Raw genomic sequence first — 20,299 nt, 5'->3', positions numbered from 1 at the left:
AGTTCCACCTTTCTTATTTAATTGGATAAAATATAAATACTACTGAATCTAAACTTGATAGCTAAAGTTATTAATATATAGTATGCTTAAATACAATAAATTAGAATTTTTTATTAAAACTTTACCAACAATAAAAGAGCACAAGAAAATTAGTATCCTTGTGCTCTTTTATAGGGTTTTTACCCTAGATCTTAATTTATACATTGTTTCTAAGCTAGACAAATCAACGATATATTTTATGAATAAATTAATTTTTATATTGAAAACCCTATAGATTATACAATGCCAATTATTAAGTAATCCTTAAATTAAATGATAAATATTGGAAATTAATTTTTCAATATAAAAATAAGCCCACACTAGTAGCAAAAACGACTAATATCGGCTTAATGAACATGTATATTATTTAGACTGTGGTAAATTTAAACAAATTAATTATAATCATAATAGTTCCAGAAAAAATATAGAAATCACCAAAATTATAATAGACTCTTTTTTTTGTTTTAAAAGCTATATAATCTACTACTTTTCCCTTTCGAAATCTATCAAGTACATTACTAAAAGCACCTGATAGGATAAGGCTCAACCCCAATCTAGTAAAATTATTTCCGTTATTTATTGTTTCATCTATAAATATATAAATAGCTAAGAGTAAAGCAATTACATTTAGAGCATATAACAATTTTTTCCTGTTTTTAAGAAAACCTAAAATAGCCCCTTCATTATAAACTCTTGATAGTGTAATATTTCCATTTAATAATGCTATGGACTTTTGTGACCAATCCTTTTCTGATTTATATTTGAAGCACTGATCAATAATTAATAAAAAAGGTATTATAGCTAGTTCTATCATGAATTTGAAGTCTCCTTATCAATTTTTAATTGTAACAATTTTATTTTATTGTACCATCAAAAATTTTGTATGTAAGCCAAGCACTAAATAAACCTAATAAAATACCAACAATTATATCAGAAGGATAATGAACAAACAAATATAATCTAGAAAAAGCAATTAATCCTGCTATGCTAAAAAATAGAATATTATATTTTTTAAACTCTTTAGACAGCACAGCGGCTGCAGCGAAAGCTGTAGCAGTGTGTCCAGAGGGAAATGAATACATTGTTTGCTTTCCAATGATAAGCTTAAAACTAGGATAAGTGGCAAAGGGTCTAAGTCTTTGTACAATATGTTTTATTATTCCCTCTCCTAATATTGTTGATAAAACTAAAGCAATCATAACCATTATTCCAGTTTTTCTATGATTTTTGTTGATAAGCAAAAATATAGATATTAAAATCCAAATGGCACCTTTATCCCCTAAGGTTGTAATGTAAATCATCAGTTTATCCATTAATGGATAATTCAAAAATTGCTGAATAAATTCTAATATCCATAAATCCGTATTTTGTATTATACCAAACATAAAAGGTCCATCCTTTCTTCATGGCTGCTATAAGTCTTTAGTTATTTATTGACATACCCAGATATATCTATTAAAACTCTTTGTTTCTTTTTTACTCACTTTACAATAATCAATTATTTTAAGATTTTCCTTTACAATTTCATTAGTAATGTTTTCAGAAGAAACTAAGACTAATTTTTTGGATATCCTTTTGGCATTTCTAATTATCTTCATTTCGTTATCTTCAGTAGTGTTACTAAAATTTCCATAGGGGAGATCTACAATTGAAGCATCGAATGTTTCATCTATATCTTTAATATCACCAGTGGTAACCTTTGGTGGATAGTTAAAGTAAAGTAAATTTCCACGAGCATTATCTGCAACTTTGCTTTTCAGCTCCCATCCTATAATATCATAACCTGCAAAAAATCCTTCTAAAAGAACTGTTCCAACACCACAACAAGGATCTATTATTTTTTTTGAAAAGTCACCATTTCCAGCAATATTTAAAAGTACTTTTGCTATATTAATTCCTAGTGAACTGGAATAAGAGTAAGGTTTTGAGTTATGCTCTTTCCACTTAGAATTATTGGAAACTAATGTTCCAAAATACCAGATACCTTTATAAAAAGTTACTCCAAAAATAGTTTTAGGATTAGAAAAACAAGGAAAACCGGTAATCCTAAGTCCTATTTTTTTAGAAATTTCTTTTCCTTTTTTAGCATTGTTATCTCCAGTAAATAATTCTAGGTATTTAACCATAAAATCCTGTGCTGTTATTTTTTCATTTTCAACAAATTCAAGTATATCTAAAAAACAAGAAGTTTTATAAATTATTTTTAATCTGTTTTTTAAAAATGGACTAATATAAGGGTTTACTTCTTTATTTGAAAAAAACACTTTATCTTGGATAGAACAGTTAAAAAGTGATTTTATTTCAAGAACACAAAGGTCTTTTTCATAAACTTGATAATTAACATTATAAATATACTCATTATATTCAGTATAGCTCATGCATAAGACCTCCTAAATTAAATTTTATCTTCAAAAAACTTCAACTTAATAGCTACTAATTTCTAATATCTAAAAGTTTGTTTTTTAATTGTTGTTCAATATTGTATAATTCTATTTCAGCCTCTTTACGTTTTTGACGACCTTCTGTTTGTATACGAAGTACTTCATCAAGAGTTGAAATTAATGATTCATTTGTATATTTAAGAGTTTCAATATCAATAACTCCACGTTCAGATTCTTTAGCAGTTTCTATAGTTGACATTTTTAATGTTTCTGCATTTTTACGCAAAAGTTCATTTGTCATATTTGTAACTTCATTTTGAGCTTTAGCTGCATCTTTAGAATGAGCAACCCCAAGAGCTAAAACAATTTGACTTTTCCAAAGTGGGATAGTATTTACAAGTGTAGATTGTATTTTTTCTGACATTAAAGAATCATTATTTTGAATTAAACGAATTTGAGGAGCCATTTGAAGGGAAATCATTCTAGTTAACTCTAAATCATGAATTTTTTTCTCGAAGCGATTGCAAAGAGATTTAAAATCATTTATTTCCTGTGCATCTTCTGGAAGTGAACTAGTTTGAGCTTTTGCCAATAAGATTGGAAGTTCTTCTTTTTCTAATTTTGAAAGTTTCTTTTTCCCCGCCAAAATATACATAGAAAGTTCCTTGAAATAAACCTTATTTATTTCATACATTTTATCAAGCATAGCAACATCTTTTAAAAGTTGTATCTGATGTTTTTCAAGCATAGTACAAATTTCATTTATATTGCCTTCTACTTTCTCATATTTTCTTTTCATATGAGAAACTTTTTCTTTACTTTTATTAAAGAATCCTAAAAAACCTTTTTTTTCATTTTCATCTGCAATATCAAAATTCTTTAACTCTCCTACTACATTGGAAAGCATTTCGCCTACTTCCCCTAAATTTTTAGTTCTTACATTATTTAAAGCTTTTTCAGAAAAATCTGAAATTTTCTTTTGAGTTCCAACTCCATATTCTAGAATTGAATTAGAATTGGTTATTTCAATTTTATCTACAAATTGATCAACTATCTTTTTTTCTTCTTCTGTTAAATTGATATCGTCAATTATTTCTTCTTGTTTTTCTTCTTTTACTTTTGTAATAGACACCGCTTCTTGAACTGGTTCAAATATTAAGTTTGGAATTACATCAATATTTTCTTTAAAGTCATCTTTCAATTTAAAATTCACTCCTTTTTAGTTATTTTTGAAAATCATTTTTAGTTAATCCTTCTTGTTTAAACAATGTTTTAAGTACAGATATATCCGTAGAAACATCTAAAGCTAACTCTTCAAATAAATCATCTAATAACTTTTCAAAAGCAATATTTATAATATCAATACTTTTTTCAATTTCAATTTTTGTATTCTTTATATTATCTCCCTCAACTGGTTGATCATTTAGATCTTTATAGCCATTAACTAACTTTAAAGTTATTGGAAGATAATGTGTAGTAAATTTTCTAACCTCTAGTAGCTTTTTAGGGTTTTTCTCCACGAAATTAATTATTTCACTCACAATATTCTGTAATATTTGTAGTTTTATTGATATTTCTTCATTAGGTATAGCATTATTTACATTTTTTATTTGTTCAATATAGTTATTAACCATTTCAATAGTACGTATTAATTCTTCTTTTTCAGGATCATTTATATTTTTATTTGATTTCTCTTTTTTTAGTTTCTCTTCATTACGTTTTTTAAAATTTTTCTGTGATATTAAATAATTTTCATAAACTTCATTACTTAACATAAAGTATGTTTCTTCTTCATTAATGTATGCCTCTTTAAACATACCTAAGTCAATCATTTTTGTTAAATCTTTAATAACAAATTTTTGCTTTTTTCTAACAACAGCAGCTAATTGTTCAATTGAAGAATAATTATCACCATCAAGTGCTCTTACATACTGATTAAAACGTTTTACTCTTTTTCTGGAATTTTTACCTTTTAAAGTTAAAGCTATATTTAACCCTAAAAAAGTAAGTAAAACTGCTAACACTTTAAAATTTTCTAAAAGTCCAAATAATAAAAATATAAATAAAAGAATACTTAATAATCCGATACCCATAGTTCCAAATATTGTGTAAACTATTCCTGAAACTCTTCCAACTGGTATTTTAGAAATATACATTGAATCCTTAACTATATTTTTTCTGCTTTTATTAGATATATTTCTATATTTATTTTGTATTTCATTATCCATTTTTTCACTAAATTGCTGTGATTTATTCTTTAAATTCATTTTTACAGAATCGAAAGTACTTTCAGTTTTATCATTAATATTTTTTTTTAATGTAACAAAGTCTATAGCATCGAATGCATTTTTTACTGAATCTTTAATTTGATTTTCTAAATCCGAAAAATCATTTTTATACATATAATTCCTCCAAACCATTTTCTTATACTTATATATAAATATAATAATATTCTCACTATATTATATCTTATTGCTATATAAATTACAATTTATAGTAATAGTAATCCATAAATATAGTTCTTTATTCTTATTGCTAAGACAAATAGGTATTGAATTAATTTCATGTCTTTTATTGCCATCCACAAATCCGTATACTGGGTCTATAAGAGTTGCACCTTAACTAATGGCTAGTTGTTAACATTTACCATACTGGAATTTAACCTGCTATATAGCAGAAAAGAATCTCACCATTCGAATGTTATTCTTCTCTATTTACACCCTTACATTGGTATACCCTGAGGTGTTAGCGAAAACCTTAAGGTTGAGCTTACTAGTAAAGAAAATTTTCATTTATCAGTCGCATAGTATATATATTTCTATAAGGCTCTTCAGCTTCTTCATCAACTAGTTCATCAACCATTTCAAAGCCCATTTTTTTATAAAGAGCAATACCTCTTTCATTGAATGGGAATACTTCCAACTCAACTGATTCAAGCTCCAATTCTTCAAAAGCAAATTTTAACACTTCTTTTGTAGCCTTGAAACCAATCCCCTTTGAGAAGTTTTCTTTTTTGTATATACAAATTCTATAATGACAAGTATTCCTCTCAATATTGCTTAAAACTACCTCTCCAACAATTTTACTTTCACAGAATATAATAAAATCATAACGCATTTTATTTTCTACTATACCCTGAACATATGAAACAATCTGTTCTTTTGTAAAACTGCCTATTGTACCAGTATAGTAGTTTGCTTCATCATCTGATTCTTTAAAAACATATTTGAAGTACTGATCAGTGTCACTGACTTTTATCAATCGCATTAAATAATTGTCAAACTCAATATAATTCTCTTTCATAACTACCTCAACTACCTTTCTAACATAATCCATTAACCGCTGCAATTCCTCTTCCAATTAAAGTTTTCTTGGAACGGTGATCTTTAAGGGTACGTGGTGTCCCAGTTGCTTTTCACTTCTTTACATCTTGGAGTAGCATCTTTTTTTATTTCTTCTGAATTAAGATTAATATATTTTTTATTGTCTCCTAGTTACTTTATAAAGCCTACTTACTGTGATAGTTTTTTTAAGATGGCACTTTCTAAGCAGTTTGATTGCAGCATAGCTTATGGAACATTTGGTTCCAATTCGTTATATTAGTTTACTTTCTGAATAACATCATTCTTTTCATCTATACCAATTATCTCATTTTCAACAAAGCCTCTATTTCTAGCTTCAAAATACCAAATTTCTCCATACTTTGTTTCAATTATCTGTGCATCATCATACTTATTTTCATTCTTTGCTTTGTTTCTAATTTTCACTTGTTTTATTCTCTTATCTGATATTGTGCCAAAGGAAACCCCTATAAAGTAAGTTTGGTTTTCATCAATAAGGGCACTTATACTGTGATACATATATGTTATGGGATAGGATTTATCAAAATCCGCAGCACCAGTTCCACCATTCCATTTATACCCTCAAAAATCTTTTTTCACAAACCCTACATTTATCATACCTGGTGCATCTAACGTTTCATAAAAAACCAAAACACCTTCTTCTATATTATGTATTTCAAATATTTCTGAAAATACTATATTTGTTTTTTCCATTGCGGTCTGTACTTTTCCAGTATAACTTAGTTTATATATTATTAGCATAACTACAATTACTATTACAATCACCATAGTAATAAATTTAAGTTTGGCACTACTTCTATTTTTCAACATCATTTTACCCCTTCCTACTAAATGAATAAATCTTTTTCTTTTTCTGATCATGTGAAGACACACGAGCGTAAACAGCAAGAACTTTCTCTTCAACTACAGTATCTTTTTTTAAATTCATCAACCTATTTATTTCAGATTCAGGAACCATTCGTCTATTAGTTGAACTGGGATACCGCTAATGTGTATTTCTAAAATGTCTGTTGCTAGTTTGGGTATGTATAGTTTCTCTTTCATACAAAAAACATACCATATATTCGGCATGCTTTCAAATACTTATTATTGTATATATTACTCTAAGCTGGATTTTTTTAACCACTTCATGCAATTCTTTGTTTTTCATTTTTTTCAAATAGGAGCTACCCTAGTGAGGACTGTCTAATATCTTTTTCGCAACCTCTGCTAGCTTTGGCTCGGTAGTACTTCCTATCCAATCTTTTAAAACCATCCTATCTTTATCCGTTAAGTTCGCAAAGAATAATGCGATGGCCTTTATTCTTTCAATAAACTCTTCTGCATCTATTTTCTGATCTAACAAAAATATTGCAGAGGTTATATTTTTATTTCTAATCAAATCTTCTTTAGTATATTTATTATTTACATCAAAAATACTATATTCAAAATCTATTATGCTATTTCCAAATAATTCGTTGCCATTTACAATATCCCTAAATCTTTGTGGAACATCCCATACTTTCTTTCCGTTATAAAGAACTATTGGAATTACTGCAGGTATAGTTATGTTTTTATCATATGATTTTTGATTATCATTTTTTGCGTATTCCCTCAATATTTCACTTCTATAGAAAAATAATCTTAATGGAATTTTATAATCAATAGTAGATTAAAATTCTAATAGTACATAAAATATAACTTCTTTATCGCCTATTGTGGCCTTATACACTATATCGGATTCTGTTTCTTCATAATCTGATGAAATATAAGATCTATTTATAAGTATCAAATTATCTACAGTAAGCGCACTTGCCCATGGAGCTTTCAGCATTTCTTTAACTAAATCTATAAAAACTTCTTTATTAGAATATAAATCTTTATAACTTTTATCATGAATATTATTTATATCTTTTTTCATTAAATATTGATCATTAAATTTTTAACATTATCATAATTTATTTTAAAAAGTTTAAATCCTTTTCTTCTATCTATTTTTTATATCCCAATAACACACTCCACGTGTGTTTGGACAAAATCATGATACTGTTACGCGTTGGGAATGGGATTGAGCGAAAAAACGACCCCCCTTGGCTTAGGGGGGGTCGTGGGATTGTATAAGTTTATACTTTTACGCAATTAATATAATATGCTATCTGTATTTTGATGAAATTATGATACTAATTTGGAGAAATATTAGGTTTTAGCCCCTTCTATTCTTATTTTTTTTAGTGGATGTAATTTATACTAGTTTTTAATTCCAAATTTATACTATTTAATCACTAAACAAGAATCCATTATAATGTGAAATTTAACATAAAGTTTTCTTACCCTGAGCACCTCGCTGCACTCATTGTATAAAACATTTTATGCTATAAAATACTACGCGAAAAGACTCATTCAAGATAATATATAATTTTTTACCATTACGATCATTATCCACTAGGCTAATGATCTAGCCACATTAAAAGTAGCACTATAATATTTCCCAAGGAGAAAGCAAAAGGTACTATAGAAATTAACATCAACCATTTTTTCTTAGTTATTACTCCAACAATAAGTATTAGGATTCCAATAATAAGCATTGCTATCATTTGCAAAAATGACATATATATATCTACCTCTTTCAAACGTTATGTACCTGTACATAACTCATAATTTTATTTATCATCCATTCTATTTTAAATGCTACCATAAATAGGTATATGTATCAAGTTTTTATTACACTAGAATAAATTTTCACTCTTAATAGGTTTCTGTTTTTTATCCACTAACTTAATCACAATAAAATATAAACATGTATTAAATTAATATATAACTCATATTCCGCTGACTGCATAAAAATTCAAGATATTTAATATTTTTATGCGATTTTTGACTTTAAAGGGCATTGAATTGTGTATATTAAAAACCTTTTTACAATAGAATTTTTGATACGTTACGAATATTTACTGCAAAAATTTAAATATAGTAAATCTGAAAATCATTGTGCGGAATATGAGATATAATTTATTCTTTTACTTAATATCATTAAGGAACCTTAGTTAGATAACTTGCTTGTTTTTCTGGAGTTACTGCCGTTCCGCTATGATGATCTCGTCCCCAAAATGAAACCTTTGTCACGTCCCAATAAGTATCACTTCCATAAACGCGATAACCATACCATTCATAAATATATTCAACTACTCCATCACATCTCATTGAAGTTATCTCATTTGTATTTACCCAACTCCCTGAAGTACTTGTATTGTAATACACCTCATAAGCAGCGTTGTAAGAAATCTGGTCATCTGCTAATTTTCTTCCCATCGCAACAAACAAATCTCTATCAGCTGAAGATGGTGTTGATTTAGGTCTGTACGTCCCTTTAAAACTATTCCCATCTATGAATTTGGTCCAAGAGTCTCTCTGAACATATCCCTTTCCTGAATGATGTACTACTGCATCAACACTCGTGCTATATGGATTATTCATAATAGCAGCATGCCAAAACAAGCCACCAAATGCTCCATCTCTATACACAGCATACCCTTGATTTCCTGAAACAGCATCAACATTCTTATTAATAAAAACAGTTAATAAAACTCCTAACAATACAATTACATAATATTTTTTATTTTTTTTCATGCTTTTTCACCTCAATTATTCATTATTTTAATCTAGCCATTTTAAATTTCCTTTGCTCCCATTCAACTTCATAATTTTAAGTTCATCATTACATCTTTTTAGTAATTCACTATTGCTAATATATTTTTTCGCTTTTTCCAATGATTCAACCAGATCTTTAATAGGCATAATTTCCATAGCTTCTATGACAGTTTCAATATCAGTTTCAGTAGGATTATTTAATAAAATCTCATTTAATGTCATAAAATTTTGATCTATTGCAAACATTTTTAACTCTTCGTCAACTGACTCGTTATTAATAATTTCAATTACCGCTTCTTTATCCATTAAATCCGAAAGAGCAAAAATCGAAGAATCTTTTAATACGCTATCATCCGTTGTATTGTAAATTTCTACACAGCTACTTATAAATTTATTTTTTATGTCCTTATTTGTTGATTTTTTATCTTTTAAATATTGAACAGTAGCTTTTTGTGCTGCAGATACTTTATACTTTGATTGAGATTTATAATTTGCAAGAATTTTTTCTGAAACTTCATAGGACTCTTTTACATCAGTTTTACTTAACTTCTTCAAACTATGAAAAGCTAAAATTCCATCATCTTCTTCAATTAAATTCTTTAATACAAGAACGTCATTTTTTGTAAATTCTGAATCAATAACTATTTTACTTTTAACTTCATTTCTAATATTTTCTTCAAGAAGCTTTTTGAGATTGTTTTTACTCGATTTATTTTCATTTTTTACACAATATAAATCAACCATCAATTCTTGAGTTGGTATAGAATTTGTATCATCTTTAATAATTTCAATAATCTCTGAATCTTCAAATTCATTTTTTCTTTCAAAGACCACGCTTGCAAAAGGAATAAGTACATCAATAGAATTAGTTGTTCCTACCGTGGCTGCAATAGAATTGAATTCGTTTATAAGTTCTTTTTTGTTCAATTGTTTTAAATCATGATTAATCTCTTTTTCATCTTTATTTAAATATTTTGCTACTATGGAATTCTTAATTACTTTATTAGGACTTATTATTTCAGCTTTTACTGCGACTGATACCAATGATAAACATATCATTACTGATAAGGCTACTTTTGACTTTCTTAACATTTTATATCCTCCCTAAATTACTATTAAGTTAATTGATTAACAATTATTTCAATCTTAGTACTTTTACAGTTTTAAATAGTTTTAAATAGTTTTAAATATGCACAGTACAATTAAACTCTTCTGTTTGTTATTAATGCCATCTTTAAATTATCATTTGTATTATCTTTTTAAAACTCTTCTTCTTTAAAATTTCTCATCTCCTCTCAGTAGTCAAATAACTTGTCCTATGTTTTTTATATGCAAATTAAGTTGTACCCCCCCCAATATTGCATTTCTTCCTTATATTACTATTATATATATATATATATATATCAACCTTTTTCGTTCGTCAGCATCCTACAATTCACAGTGAAAAATGTCGAATAGCCAGTCAAAGAAATTCACGCATCTCTTTAACTGGCTTTAATAATTCCACATTCAATCTCAGTTCCATCAAGCAAAGTTACAATAACCTTCTTACCATCAAACACTGTCATTTTCTCTATAATCTTAAAAAATAAATCAACATCAAATTCTTTTATCTCTTTAGCCTTCTCCATAATTCTTATAAACTGTTTAGCTTTATATCTAACTAAAACATTATCAGTCTCAAGTACTGCTTTCCACTTCTCCATAAAATAATCCTTATTTTCAACCATGGCATTAAAAGCACTTACAAAAGCTTGATACAAAACCTTATCTTCTGTATGTTTACTCTCACAGCCCTTTTTTCCTTTAACAGCATACTTTTTACTACATACCCACACCTTTTTTCTAAATCTGTCATCAGTTGAATTCCAAACCTTTCTGCCTAAAACACTTCCACAACTCCCGCAAATAACTCTGCCAGCAAAAGGATTAGTGATTGTAGCATAATCTATTTTGCTAATTCCGTACCTTTCAGTGAAAGCTTTTCTTCTCTCCATTTCAAGCTGTACTGCCTCCCACATATCTTTATCTATAATTGCTGGATGGCTTTCTTCTACATAATACTTAGGGACTTCTCCATTATTTTTAGTTCTTTTTTTAGTAAGGAAATCTACTGTATATGTTTTTTGAAGAATAGCATCTCCTTTATATTTTTCATTAAGCAGCATTTTTCTTATGCTGCCTTCATACCAATTAGTATTACCATCCCACTTTGGAATACCTTCTGCTTCAAATTCTTTTGCTATTCTATTTGTACCTTTTCCATCAAGGTAATCTTTAAAAATTCTTCTTACTATCTTTGCTTGTTTTTCATTTATTATAAGGTTACCCTCTTCATCTTTATCATAGCCTAGAAACTTTTTATGGTTTATATGCAGTTTGCCTTGTTCAAATCTTCTACGTATTCCCCAGGTAGAGTTTTCTGAAATGGATCGACTTTCATCTTGAGCCAATGAACTTAGTATGGTAAGTAAAACTTCTCCTTTTGCATCTAAAGTATTAATATTTTCTTTTTCAAAAATGATGCCAACTCCAAGTTCTTTTAGCTGCCTTACAAAATTTAAACAATCCAATGTGTTTCTTGCAAACCTTGATATGGACTTAGTTATTATCATATCTATCTTTCCAATTTTACACTCTTCAATCATTTTATTAAACTGTTCTCTCTTTTTTGTGTTTGTACCTGAAATGCCTTCATCTGCAAAGATTCCAGCAAACTCATATTCTTCACTACTATTTATATAGTTAGTGTAATAATTAACTTGAGCCTCATAACTTGATAACTGTTCTAATTGGTCTGTTGAAACTCTACAATATGCTGCCATTTTCTTTTTTTGTGGTTCTATGGTATGTGCTAGATTAGTTCCACTAGTTCTTGCTGGTATAACTGTAATACTTCTTGCCATCCCTCAATTCCTCCTTTATGATTGTTGGTCCATTTATATTAACTTTCTCAAGATCTCTTTCATCTATCTTAGTTCCTGTACAAGTACGTGTTTTTATATAAACATAATTACTGCATTGCCATACATATTTTTTAAAGGGTGTTTTACTATTCCAAACTCTTCTCCTAAGCGGTGCTCCACATTTGCTACAAAACAACAATCCCTTATATGGGTATTTTTCATTGTATTTAGGGTCATTGGTTATTCCTCTAGAGTATTTATTTTCAAGCATTTTCTCTTGAACCGCCTCCCACATTTCTTCTGTTACAATGGGTGGATGGTCTTCTTTTAAATAATACTGGTCCACTTCACCTTTATTCTCAACAGCTTTTTTTCTTATATGGTTTGGCACGTAGGTTTTTTGAAGGAGCGCATCCCCTTTATATTTTTCATTCTTCAGCATATTGTAAATAGTTCCATCATTCCATTTATCAAGGCCTGTTACTGTTTTTATTCCTTTACTTGTTAACTTTCTTGCAATTTCAGTGCAGCTCATTCCACTTACATAGCATTCAAACATATTCTTGACTATTTCAGCTTCTTCTTGATTTATAATAAGGGTCCCAAATTCATCTTTATCATATCCTAGAAATTTGTTGGTGTTTAAATGATAGATTCCTCTTTCAAATTCTTTTTTAATTCTCCATTTAATATTGTCACTTACATTCTTACTTTCCTCCTGAGCAAAAGAAGAAAGGACAGAAAGCATAAGCTCACCGTCCCCTGATAATGTATTTATATTTTCTTTTTCAAATCTTACTTCAATCCCTATATTTTTCAATTCCCTTACAGTTTCTAATACTATAGTAGTGTTTCTTGCCAGTCTTGATATGGATTTTGTTATGATTAAATCTATTTTTCCTTTCCTACAAAGTTTAAGCATTCTTTGAAACTCTGGTCTATCTTCAGTAGTTCCTGTTATTCCTTTATCAGCAAATACTCCTACAAACTCATATGCTGGATTGTTTTTAATCAAGCTTTCATAATATTGTATTTGGTTTTCTAAAGACTCGCCCTGCTTTTCTGTGCCAGTAGATACTCTGGCATAAGCACAAACTTTTTTCTTTGATTTTTGAACCTTTTGTGTTGGTTTTATAATCCTAACTTGGCGCAGGTAATACATCCATAAAGCTATACAATACTGTTTCATTTTCTGTCAATACTATACTAATTTGATACTAGAAATATTAGAAGTCTTTACATAAGCGAATAATGTGTAAGTTTATTATTTGCTGATAAAAATCTCTACTTAATTCATTACTCTTATTCATAATTAATGATTGCTCTTTGTAGTTTTGATTGGTTACTTAATTTATTATTTTTGAAACCTTCATTATTATATTTGTAATACTGATCATTTCCTGCATCATCCCTAATAGAGATAGTGTTTCCATGTAAGAATAAGTCATTGTATAGCAATCATAATTCTCAACTTTTTCTAAGTTGTTATTTACATCATATATATAAGTAAAGAAGAGCCAATATGTCTCTTCTTTACTTTACTCTTATATTCAACTTACTAGTTTTACTGGTTAGTTAAATTTTCATATCAAACTCAATTTTTTAACCATAACTCTTATACTACACAAAAAGTCTATCCATAACATCGTTAATTTGAACCCCATTCATGATTGCCTCTTCTTTCTTTAAAGTTGTAGTTTAATGGGAATGTCATTTAAAAATATACCCTTTTTATATCTTGCTTGAATATTAAATATTTCGTCATCCCATATTTCTGCAGACAATTCTTGTCTTTAGCTTATCGAAGTCTTGTAATACCTTGTGCTACCATAAATAAATCAAAACCTATTTTAATAATTATTGTGATTGTAGTAAAAAAGCTTATTATTATTTTCTTTTCAATTCTATTATTTTCTACCCATTGCTTAATAGTATCTTTATAACGAATAAATATACTTATCACAATGATTATACAAATAATTGTAATGCCATAATCGATTATAGTACCAACATTTTCACCTACATAAGAATTAACTTCTGACATCAATTGCACAATAGTATTATTGAATATATGTAATATAATAGACATTTTAATAGAGTATTCTGTAGCTACATAGCCTAATACAATTCCAACACCTATTGCCATAAATATTTGATAAAAGTTGCCATGCATCAAGCCAAATAATATTGATGAAACCAAAATAGCAAACCATTTCCCGTACTTTTCAAGATTTCTAAGAACTACTCCTCTATAAACAAATTCTTCGAATATTGGTCCTATTAAACATGTATAAAGAAATAGTGATATTGCCGGTTGATTTAATGCTTCTAATGCCTCCAAAGAACTACTAGCTGTTAGTCCAACTGTATTAAGTAGGAATTCTAATACTTCCGCCAATACTCCCATTGTACCGTTTATTGAAAATAAAATAATAAAAGCTATAAGTATAGTTTTCAAGGTGAATTTTTTATTTACTACCTTTAAATCGTATTGAAAAAATTTCTTTTTCCTATAAATCAAAATTGGAATAAATGCAATAATAACTGCAATAATACTCAGAGTTCCAGTGAAACTAGCATCATCAAGTATTTGCATTGCTTGTACCTCAGACATATTGGGATTTTTAATGGCTTGTATTATCATTGCAACCACAACCCCTATAAGAACTACTACATTGAGAATTATTGTATACATCACTAGAGCTAATCCAAGCTTATTGAAATCTTTCTTCATTGATTTGTTAATGCTTTTAGCTTCATTATTATCATCCATTACTGAACCACCTCATAATTTAATTATAAATTATTATTTAAATCCTATTTAATCTCACTTAATATCGACTCTATTGCTTAAACTAGGCAATACTTTTCTTACATATTCAAGGTAATCCCAATCTATATCTGCAACAACCGAAGTTACGCGTTCAGATGCTTTAGCAATTACTGTTCCCCAAGGATCTATTATCATGCTGTTTCCAAAAGATATTTTATTATCAGGTCTTTCTCCAATTTGTCCTACTGCAACAATATAAACTTGGTTTTCAATTGCTCTTGCTCTGAGTAATGGCTCCCAGTGATCTTTCCCTGTATATAACGTAAATGCAGCAGGAACAAAAATCAACTTAGCACCGTTTAATGTGAGTTTTCTGAATAATTCAGGGAATCTTAAATCATAACAAATTGTCATGCCAAAATCGCCCAATTCATTACTAAAATTAACAATTGAATCTCCTCTGTTAAATATTTTTGATTCTTTATATATTAAATTTTCACCAAGTTCTACATCATATAAATGTATTTTTCTATAAGTTGCTTCAATTTCTCCTTTTGGATTAATAAGTACTGAAGTATTAAAAACTTTATTACTTTCCTCTACTTTTTCTATATAACTACCATTATGAATATAAACATTGTACTTTTTGGCTAATGTTTTAAATTGGTTTATAATAGTGCCATTTAAACTTTGAGCGTTTTCTATAGCACCTTCTTGAGATAAATAGGTGGAGCATTCTGGGAAAACCACTAATTGAGCCTTTTGCTCTGTACAATCCTTTAGGATCTTTTCAATCATTCTAAAATTTTCTTTTACATCTTTTCTAGTATTGATTTGTCCTAGTCCAATTCTAAGTTTACTCACCATGTACACCCCACATTTTTTGATTTTCTTAAATTATATCATAAATTATATATTTTGAGTTCACCTAATAAATTCTTTAATTAATGTAGGAAAAATACTATAATTAATAGAGATACTATATTAATTAATACTTACAAATAAAAAATACAAGATTAAGGAGTTTAGATATGAGAAAAAAAGATATACTTGAGTTAAAAAGACGTTTTAAAAAAGATCATTGCACTTTTACTAAAATGTGTGGCTGCTACGTTAATGGAGAGAAACATATTATCTTAAAATTCAGAGAATTTTTCTTGAATTTGGAGGAAGATGAATACTTTAAATATTTAGAAATCGCTAAAAAAGTATTATCTGGAACTGTTGGAAATAATATTTTAGAACTTAACTTTCCAATTAATGAAGAGCATATAAATGAAAAACAAATTTCTCTTATGCAGCTTAAAAATAGTCAATTAAAAGATGATTCGATTCTTGATAATTTCTATGATTCCATTATAGATAATTATGATTATACCGGTAATTTTTTAATACTTGTTTTTCATGATGCTTATGATGTTATGACTAAAACCAAAGATAATGTAAAAATAGATGAATCAGAAGAAGTATATGAATATGTGTTATGTGCGATATGCCCTGTTTCTCTTTCAGACCCTGGTCTTAGATACTTTGAAAAAGAAAATAAAATAAAAGCACGTATTAGAGATTGGGTAGTGGAAGCCCCTACTAATGGCTTCGTGTTTCCAGCTTTTGTTGATCGTAGTTCAGATGTTAACTCCATTATGTATTACACAAAAAATGCAAAGGATACCCATCCTGAATTAATGGAAAATACTTTAGGTTGTTATTCAAAGCAAACTGCTACTATACAAAAGGAAACCTTTCAATCAATTATAAAAGACTCTTTTAGTAGTGATGAAAAGAAAGCGGATAAAGTTTTTATGGAAATACAAGACAACCTAAATACTATGATAGATGAATATAATGCTATATATGATGATGATGCAGACAGTGAACCTGTCAGTTTAACAAAGAAGGATATACAAAACCTATTAATAGAAAGTGGAGTTTCAGAAGAAATTACTACTCAAATTGAAAAGTCATATATAGACAACTTCGGTGATGATCTTCCCTTAGCAGAAAATTTAATTGATTCAAAAGCACTTAAAGCAAATGCTCAAAGAAAAAAGGAAGAGCATCTTCAGAAACAAGTAGAAATACTTGAAACTAGGCTTGAGCAAGTAAAACAAGAAACGGCTGTAGATAAAGAAACGGCTGTAGATAAAGAAAATAATTTCACAACAGAAATTATTGAGGATAATGAGATTTTAGAAACTGATTCAGAAACTGATCTGGGAATTGATTCAGAAGACAACAATTCTACTACTAAATATGATGTTGTACTTCAAGTAAAGCCTGAAAAAATACCTCAAATAAAATCTCAAATAATTGACGGACAGAAATACATAGTTATTCCTATTAATGAAGATGAACACACTACAGTTAATGGATTAGACCATTTGATTTAATTTATGAAACCTAATAAAGAGATTTAATTAAAGTAAAAAGATGGATTGGGTGACTATCATGTCAATCTCAGTACCATCTTTAATTTTTGCATTATTTTAAAAGTTTTAAGTGCCACAAAAAGTTCTGTAAGGAGAATTTGATGGAGCAGGAAGTGTTGAATATTTAGCTTTTTCATTATTGTGTTTATAAGGAGTGGAAAGAACATGAAGAAGTTCTTGCATCACATTATAATCTCCTTGATTTGCTGCCTTTAGTGCTTCTTCTACTCTGTGGTTTCTAGGAATTATTGCTGGATTAGAATTCTTCATCAATTCATGACATAATTCTTTTGATTCTTGTTGCCTTTTAAGTCTTGATTGCCATAATTCATACCACTGAGCGAATTCCTTAGTTTCAAATATCTTTTCATTCCTACAATTATCAAAGGTTAATGCAACAAAAGTATTGGTATAATCAGCATTATATTTTTCCATCATAGTTAGAAGGTCTTCAATAAGGGTCTCATCCTGAATTTCTTCATTGAATATTCCTAGTTTTGCTCGCATTCCTGCTTTCCAATTTAAATGGCACAAGTGCGTGAAATTTGAAATTTCCTTTCTTGCTAGTTCCACCGCTTGATTTTCATCCTCATGTAACAGTGGCAATAAAGTTTCAGCGAATCTTGCTAGATTCCAAGTGCCAATACTAGGCTGATTTCCATAAGTATATCGTCCATGAGTATCAATGGAACTAAATACTGTAGAAAGCTTATACTCATTCATAAAAGCACAAGGACCATAATCAATAGTTTCCCCACTAATAGTCATATTATCTGTGTTCATAACTCCATGAATAAAACCAACTAGTTGCCACTTGGCAATAAGCATGGCCTGACTTTTAATTACTTGTTGAAGTAGGAAAAGATAAGGGTTCTCATTTGCCACAGCATTAGGAAAATGTCTTTGCAATGAATAATCTGCAAGGGTTTTTAGTTCTTCAACAGTGCCCCATTTTGAAACGTACTGAAATGTACCTACACGCAAATGACTAGAAGCCACACGAGTTAGGATTGCACCCTGTTCTATTCTTTCTCTTATTACAGATTCACCAGTTGTCACTACTGCTAAGCTTCGAGTAGTAGGAATTCCAAGTCCATACATTGCTTCGCTTATTATATATTCCCGTAACATTGGTCCAAGCACTGCTCTGCCATCTCCTCCACGAGAATAAGGTGTTCTTCCGGAACCTTTAAGTTGAATATCAAACCGCTGTTCTGTGGGAGTGATTTGTTCTCCAAGTAATACAGCCCTACCATCTCCTAACATATTAAAATATCCAAATTGATGACCAGCATATGCTTGTGCAAGAGGCATGGCTCCTTGAGGAATTTGGTTACCAGCAAATATAGCTAACCCATTATTGCTTTTTAATTCTTGAGGATTTAGCCCTAAGGATATTGCTAGTGATTCATTAAAAATAACCAACTCTGGAGAGGATACAGGAGTTGGTTCCAAACTAGTAAAAAATAGTTTGGGTAGGCCAGCATAGCTATTATCAAAATTCCATGATTTTTCTATTATTTTTTTTCTATCTGTCATCAAATACGCCTTCCTTTCTTTTCTTCTGTACTATTTCTTGATAAAACAAAAACCATAGATTTTCTATGATTTTTGTTAATTTCTTATTTATTTCTAATTTATTTATAAAAACAACTGAATCTTTTTCAGTTTCTGCTTTGTAGAAATTTATTATACCTCTGTTCTTGTGCTTTTACAACAGGAATAATGATGAACGAAAATTTAAACTTCATTATAATTCTTGAGACTTACTATAGATTTCTTTTACCTTATCTTTAGAAACAAGGGATTGAAGAGTATAAGCCATTATAATAATTCCAATAATATCAACTGCAAGTCTGGTGAATGCAAATTTACTTCCCATAGAAGACACTTCGAACAAAAACATTGGTATTTTAGTTGTTGACCAAGCACCTATAAATATTAATACATTAATAAATTTAACACCTTTTTTCATAAAAATTGCAGCTATTGGAAAGGCGCCATATAAAGGTCCTGCAGCAGCCGACCCAATTATAAAAGCTAGGATAATTCCTTTGATTCCTGATCCTTCACCCATATATTTTATCATTATTTCTCTTGGAACCCATACATCCAAAAGCCCTATTAATATAAATATCGGGGGAATAACTAATGCCATTTGTTTAAAACTTAAAATAGAAGTACTGACAGCTTTACTGCCAATTTCAAAATTAACTAAGGTTAAAACAAATATAACAGACAACATAATTATAAATAATCTATATTTTTTCAATAATTCTTTCATCTTTACACCACCATCCCAATAATATAAGCAACAAGAAAAGAGAAAAAGAAAGCTAAAACATTTCTCAAAATAGTGATTTTCTTGCCAAAATATTCTATTTCAACGGGTATGGTAACAATTCCTACCATCATAAGCGTTGAAATAAAAGCTGCTATTTGAGTGTATCCGGCCCCATTATGCAAAAGTATTGCCGCAGTTGGAAATGCAACAAACCCCGGTATTAATGTAATAGAACCAACTAATGCGGCTAGGATAACTCCAAAAATTCCTGAATTGCTTCCTATAATCTGTGAGATAACTTTTGGATTTAAAATAGCTAAAATTATACCTACAAAGGTGATAATTCCTAATAACTGTGGTAATAATTTCATAAAAGCTATTTTAGCTTTCTTTAGAGATTTTTTAGTTTTTCCCTTATCTTTATAATATGATATTATCAACAAAACAATGGTGACGATGTATAACATGTAATCTCCCATAATAAACTCCCTTCCCTTC

At 28.9% G+C, this 20,299-nt stretch carries 19 protein-coding genes and 1 pseudogene; 1 reads left to right on the top strand and 19 read right to left on the bottom strand.

The window, feature by feature from the left end; all coding sequences use genetic code 11:
• Positions 1-406 precede the first annotated feature (406 nt).
• The 16 genes and pseudogenes from lspA to BUB83_RS11620 all read right to left on the bottom strand — a co-directional run bounded on the left by lspA (position 407) and on the right by BUB83_RS11620 (position 15,952).
• The gene (gene lspA, locus BUB83_RS11700; protein WP_073338652.1) at positions 407-853 is read right to left on the bottom strand and encodes a signal peptidase II; all 447 of its coding nucleotides are present in this window, start codon (positions 851-853) and stop codon (positions 407-409) included.
• Between the two features lie 40 nt (positions 854-893).
• Positions 894-1,424 carry a phosphatase PAP2 family protein gene (locus BUB83_RS11695; RefSeq protein ID WP_073338651.1) on the bottom strand — a complete coding sequence of 177 codons (531 nt, stop codon included), beginning with the start codon at positions 1,422-1,424 and terminating at the stop codon, positions 894-896.
• A 45-nt stretch (positions 1,425-1,469) separates the two neighbouring features.
• Positions 1,470-2,417 carry a TRM11 family SAM-dependent methyltransferase gene (locus BUB83_RS11690; RefSeq protein WP_073338650.1) on the bottom strand — a complete coding sequence of 316 codons (948 nt, stop codon included), beginning with the start codon at positions 2,415-2,417 and terminating at the stop codon, positions 1,470-1,472.
• A 55-nt stretch (positions 2,418-2,472) separates the two neighbouring features.
• Positions 2,473-3,621 (bottom strand): toxic anion resistance protein, encoded by a 1,149-nt coding sequence (locus tag BUB83_RS11685; RefSeq protein ID WP_073338649.1) that lies wholly within the window; start codon positions 3,619-3,621, stop codon positions 2,473-2,475.
• A gap of 22 nt (positions 3,622-3,643) precedes the next feature.
• Positions 3,644-4,822 carry a 5-bromo-4-chloroindolyl phosphate hydrolysis family protein gene (locus tag BUB83_RS11680; protein ID WP_073338648.1) on the bottom strand — a complete coding sequence of 393 codons (1,179 nt, stop codon included), beginning with the start codon at positions 4,820-4,822 and terminating at the stop codon, positions 3,644-3,646.
• Positions 4,823-5,192: 370 nt separating this feature from the next.
• Complete coding sequence (locus tag BUB83_RS11675; protein WP_073338647.1) at positions 5,193-5,756, bottom strand: GNAT family N-acetyltransferase; 564 nt, start codon at positions 5,754-5,756, stop codon at positions 5,193-5,195.
• 263 nt (positions 5,757-6,019) lie between these two features.
• Positions 6,020-6,187, bottom strand: a complete 168-nt coding sequence (locus BUB83_RS22325; RefSeq protein WP_207649336.1) for a hypothetical protein — start codon at positions 6,185-6,187, stop codon at positions 6,020-6,022.
• A 156-nt stretch (positions 6,188-6,343) separates the two neighbouring features.
• Positions 6,344-6,595, bottom strand: a complete 252-nt coding sequence (locus BUB83_RS11660) for a hypothetical protein (RefSeq protein ID WP_143160535.1) — start codon at positions 6,593-6,595, stop codon at positions 6,344-6,346.
• Between the two features lie 358 nt (positions 6,596-6,953).
• A pseudogene (locus tag BUB83_RS11655) lies at positions 6,954-7,682 on the bottom strand (Rpn family recombination-promoting nuclease/putative transposase).
• 526 nt (positions 7,683-8,208) lie between these two features.
• On the bottom strand, positions 8,209-8,370 hold the full coding sequence (locus BUB83_RS21970; RefSeq protein ID WP_159434084.1) for a hypothetical protein: 162 nt from the start codon (positions 8,368-8,370) through the stop codon (positions 8,209-8,211).
• A gap of 421 nt (positions 8,371-8,791) precedes the next feature.
• Positions 8,792-9,388, bottom strand: a complete 597-nt coding sequence (locus BUB83_RS11645) for a hypothetical protein (protein ID WP_073338641.1) — start codon at positions 9,386-9,388, stop codon at positions 8,792-8,794.
• Positions 9,389-9,415: 27 nt separating this feature from the next.
• Positions 9,416-10,501, bottom strand: coding sequence for a hypothetical protein (locus tag BUB83_RS11640; RefSeq protein WP_073338640.1), 1,086 nt, complete (start codon positions 10,499-10,501; stop codon positions 9,416-9,418).
• 392 nt (positions 10,502-10,893) lie between these two features.
• The gene (locus BUB83_RS11635) at positions 10,894-12,315 is read right to left on the bottom strand and encodes a recombinase family protein (protein ID WP_200801468.1); all 1,422 of its coding nucleotides are present in this window, start codon (positions 12,313-12,315) and stop codon (positions 10,894-10,896) included.
• Complete coding sequence (locus BUB83_RS11630; RefSeq protein WP_242950669.1) at positions 12,278-13,504, bottom strand: recombinase family protein; 1,227 nt, start codon at positions 13,502-13,504, stop codon at positions 12,278-12,280. The genes BUB83_RS11635 and BUB83_RS11630 overlap by 38 nt, the downstream gene beginning before the upstream one ends.
• Before the next feature lie 609 nt (positions 13,505-14,113).
• Positions 14,114-15,088 (bottom strand): CPBP family intramembrane glutamic endopeptidase, encoded by a 975-nt coding sequence (locus tag BUB83_RS11625; RefSeq protein WP_073338639.1) that lies wholly within the window; start codon positions 15,086-15,088, stop codon positions 14,114-14,116.
• Between the two features lie 54 nt (positions 15,089-15,142).
• Entirely contained in the window at positions 15,143-15,952 is an 810-nt protein-coding gene (locus BUB83_RS11620) for a carbon-nitrogen hydrolase family protein (RefSeq protein WP_159434083.1), read from the bottom strand.
• 167 nt (positions 15,953-16,119) lie between these two features.
• Here BUB83_RS11620 and BUB83_RS11615 point away from each other — a divergent pair, with 167 nt between their 5' ends.
• Positions 16,120-17,478 (top strand): DUF4317 domain-containing protein, encoded by a 1,359-nt coding sequence (locus BUB83_RS11615; protein WP_073338637.1) that lies wholly within the window; start codon positions 16,120-16,122, stop codon positions 17,476-17,478.
• Positions 17,479-17,583: 105 nt separating this feature from the next.
• Here BUB83_RS11615 and BUB83_RS11610 read toward each other — a convergent pair whose 3' ends face one another.
• The 3 genes from BUB83_RS11610 to BUB83_RS11600 form a co-directional block, all read right to left on the bottom strand.
• A complete protein-coding gene (locus BUB83_RS11610; protein WP_073338636.1) occupies positions 17,584-19,056 on the bottom strand; it encodes a protein adenylyltransferase SelO in 1,473 nt (490 codons plus the stop codon).
• A gap of 211 nt (positions 19,057-19,267) precedes the next feature.
• Positions 19,268-19,801 (bottom strand): permease, encoded by a 534-nt coding sequence (locus BUB83_RS11605; protein WP_073338635.1) that lies wholly within the window; start codon positions 19,799-19,801, stop codon positions 19,268-19,270.
• A gap of 2 nt (positions 19,802-19,803) precedes the next feature.
• Positions 19,804-20,280: a permease gene (locus BUB83_RS11600; RefSeq protein ID WP_073338634.1), complete on the bottom strand. Its 477-nt coding sequence runs from the start codon at positions 20,278-20,280 to the stop codon at positions 19,804-19,806.
• Positions 20,281-20,299: the final 19 nt, after the last annotated feature.

Origin of the sequence: Clostridium grantii DSM 8605, assembly GCF_900129965.1 — a bacterium.
Lineage (GTDB): Bacteria > Bacillota > Clostridia > Clostridiales > Clostridiaceae > Clostridium_AF > Clostridium_AF grantii.
The sequence above is the reverse complement of the archived record's forward strand: the minus strand, read 5'-3'. Positions and strand labels throughout refer to the sequence as shown.

Coding starts and splice junctions, on each gene's coding strand:
- BUB83_RS11615 (WP_073338637.1), top strand. CDS start 16,120: ATGAGAAAAAAAGATATACTTGAGTTAAAAAGACGTTTTAAAAAAGAT.
- BUB83_RS11630 (WP_242950669.1), bottom strand. CDS start 13,504: ATGAAACAGTATTGTATAGCTTTATGGATGTATTACCTGCGCCAAGTT.
- BUB83_RS11605 (WP_073338635.1), bottom strand. CDS start 19,801: ATGAAAGAATTATTGAAAAAATATAGATTATTTATAATTATGTTGTCT.
- BUB83_RS11600 (WP_073338634.1), bottom strand. CDS start 20,280: ATGGGAGATTACATGTTATACATCGTCACCATTGTTTTGTTGATAATA.
- lspA (WP_073338652.1), bottom strand. CDS start 853: ATGATAGAACTAGCTATAATACCTTTTTTATTAATTATTGATCAGTGC.
- BUB83_RS11645 (WP_073338641.1), bottom strand. CDS start 9,388: ATGAAAAAAAATAAAAAATATTATGTAATTGTATTGTTAGGAGTTTTA.
- BUB83_RS11625 (WP_073338639.1), bottom strand. CDS start 15,088: ATGGATGATAATAATGAAGCTAAAAGCATTAACAAATCAATGAAGAAA.
- BUB83_RS11610 (WP_073338636.1), bottom strand. CDS start 19,056: ATGACAGATAGAAAAAAAATAATAGAAAAATCATGGAATTTTGATAAT.
- BUB83_RS11675 (WP_073338647.1), bottom strand. CDS start 5,756: ATGGATTATGTTAGAAAGGTAGTTGAGGTAGTTATGAAAGAGAATTAT.
- BUB83_RS21970 (WP_159434084.1), bottom strand. CDS start 8,370: ATGTCATTTTTGCAAATGATAGCAATGCTTATTATTGGAATCCTAATA.
- BUB83_RS11680 (WP_073338648.1), bottom strand. CDS start 4,822: ATGTATAAAAATGATTTTTCGGATTTAGAAAATCAAATTAAAGATTCA.
- BUB83_RS11635 (WP_200801468.1), bottom strand. CDS start 12,315: ATGGCAAGAAGTATTACAGTTATACCAGCAAGAACTAGTGGAACTAAT.
- BUB83_RS11640 (WP_073338640.1), bottom strand. CDS start 10,501: ATGTTAAGAAAGTCAAAAGTAGCCTTATCAGTAATGATATGTTTATCA.
- BUB83_RS11690 (WP_073338650.1), bottom strand. CDS start 2,417: ATGAGCTATACTGAATATAATGAGTATATTTATAATGTTAATTATCAA.
- BUB83_RS11695 (WP_073338651.1), bottom strand. CDS start 1,424: ATGTTTGGTATAATACAAAATACGGATTTATGGATATTAGAATTTATT.
- BUB83_RS11660 (WP_143160535.1), bottom strand. CDS start 6,595: ATGATGTTGAAAAATAGAAGTAGTGCCAAACTTAAATTTATTACTATG.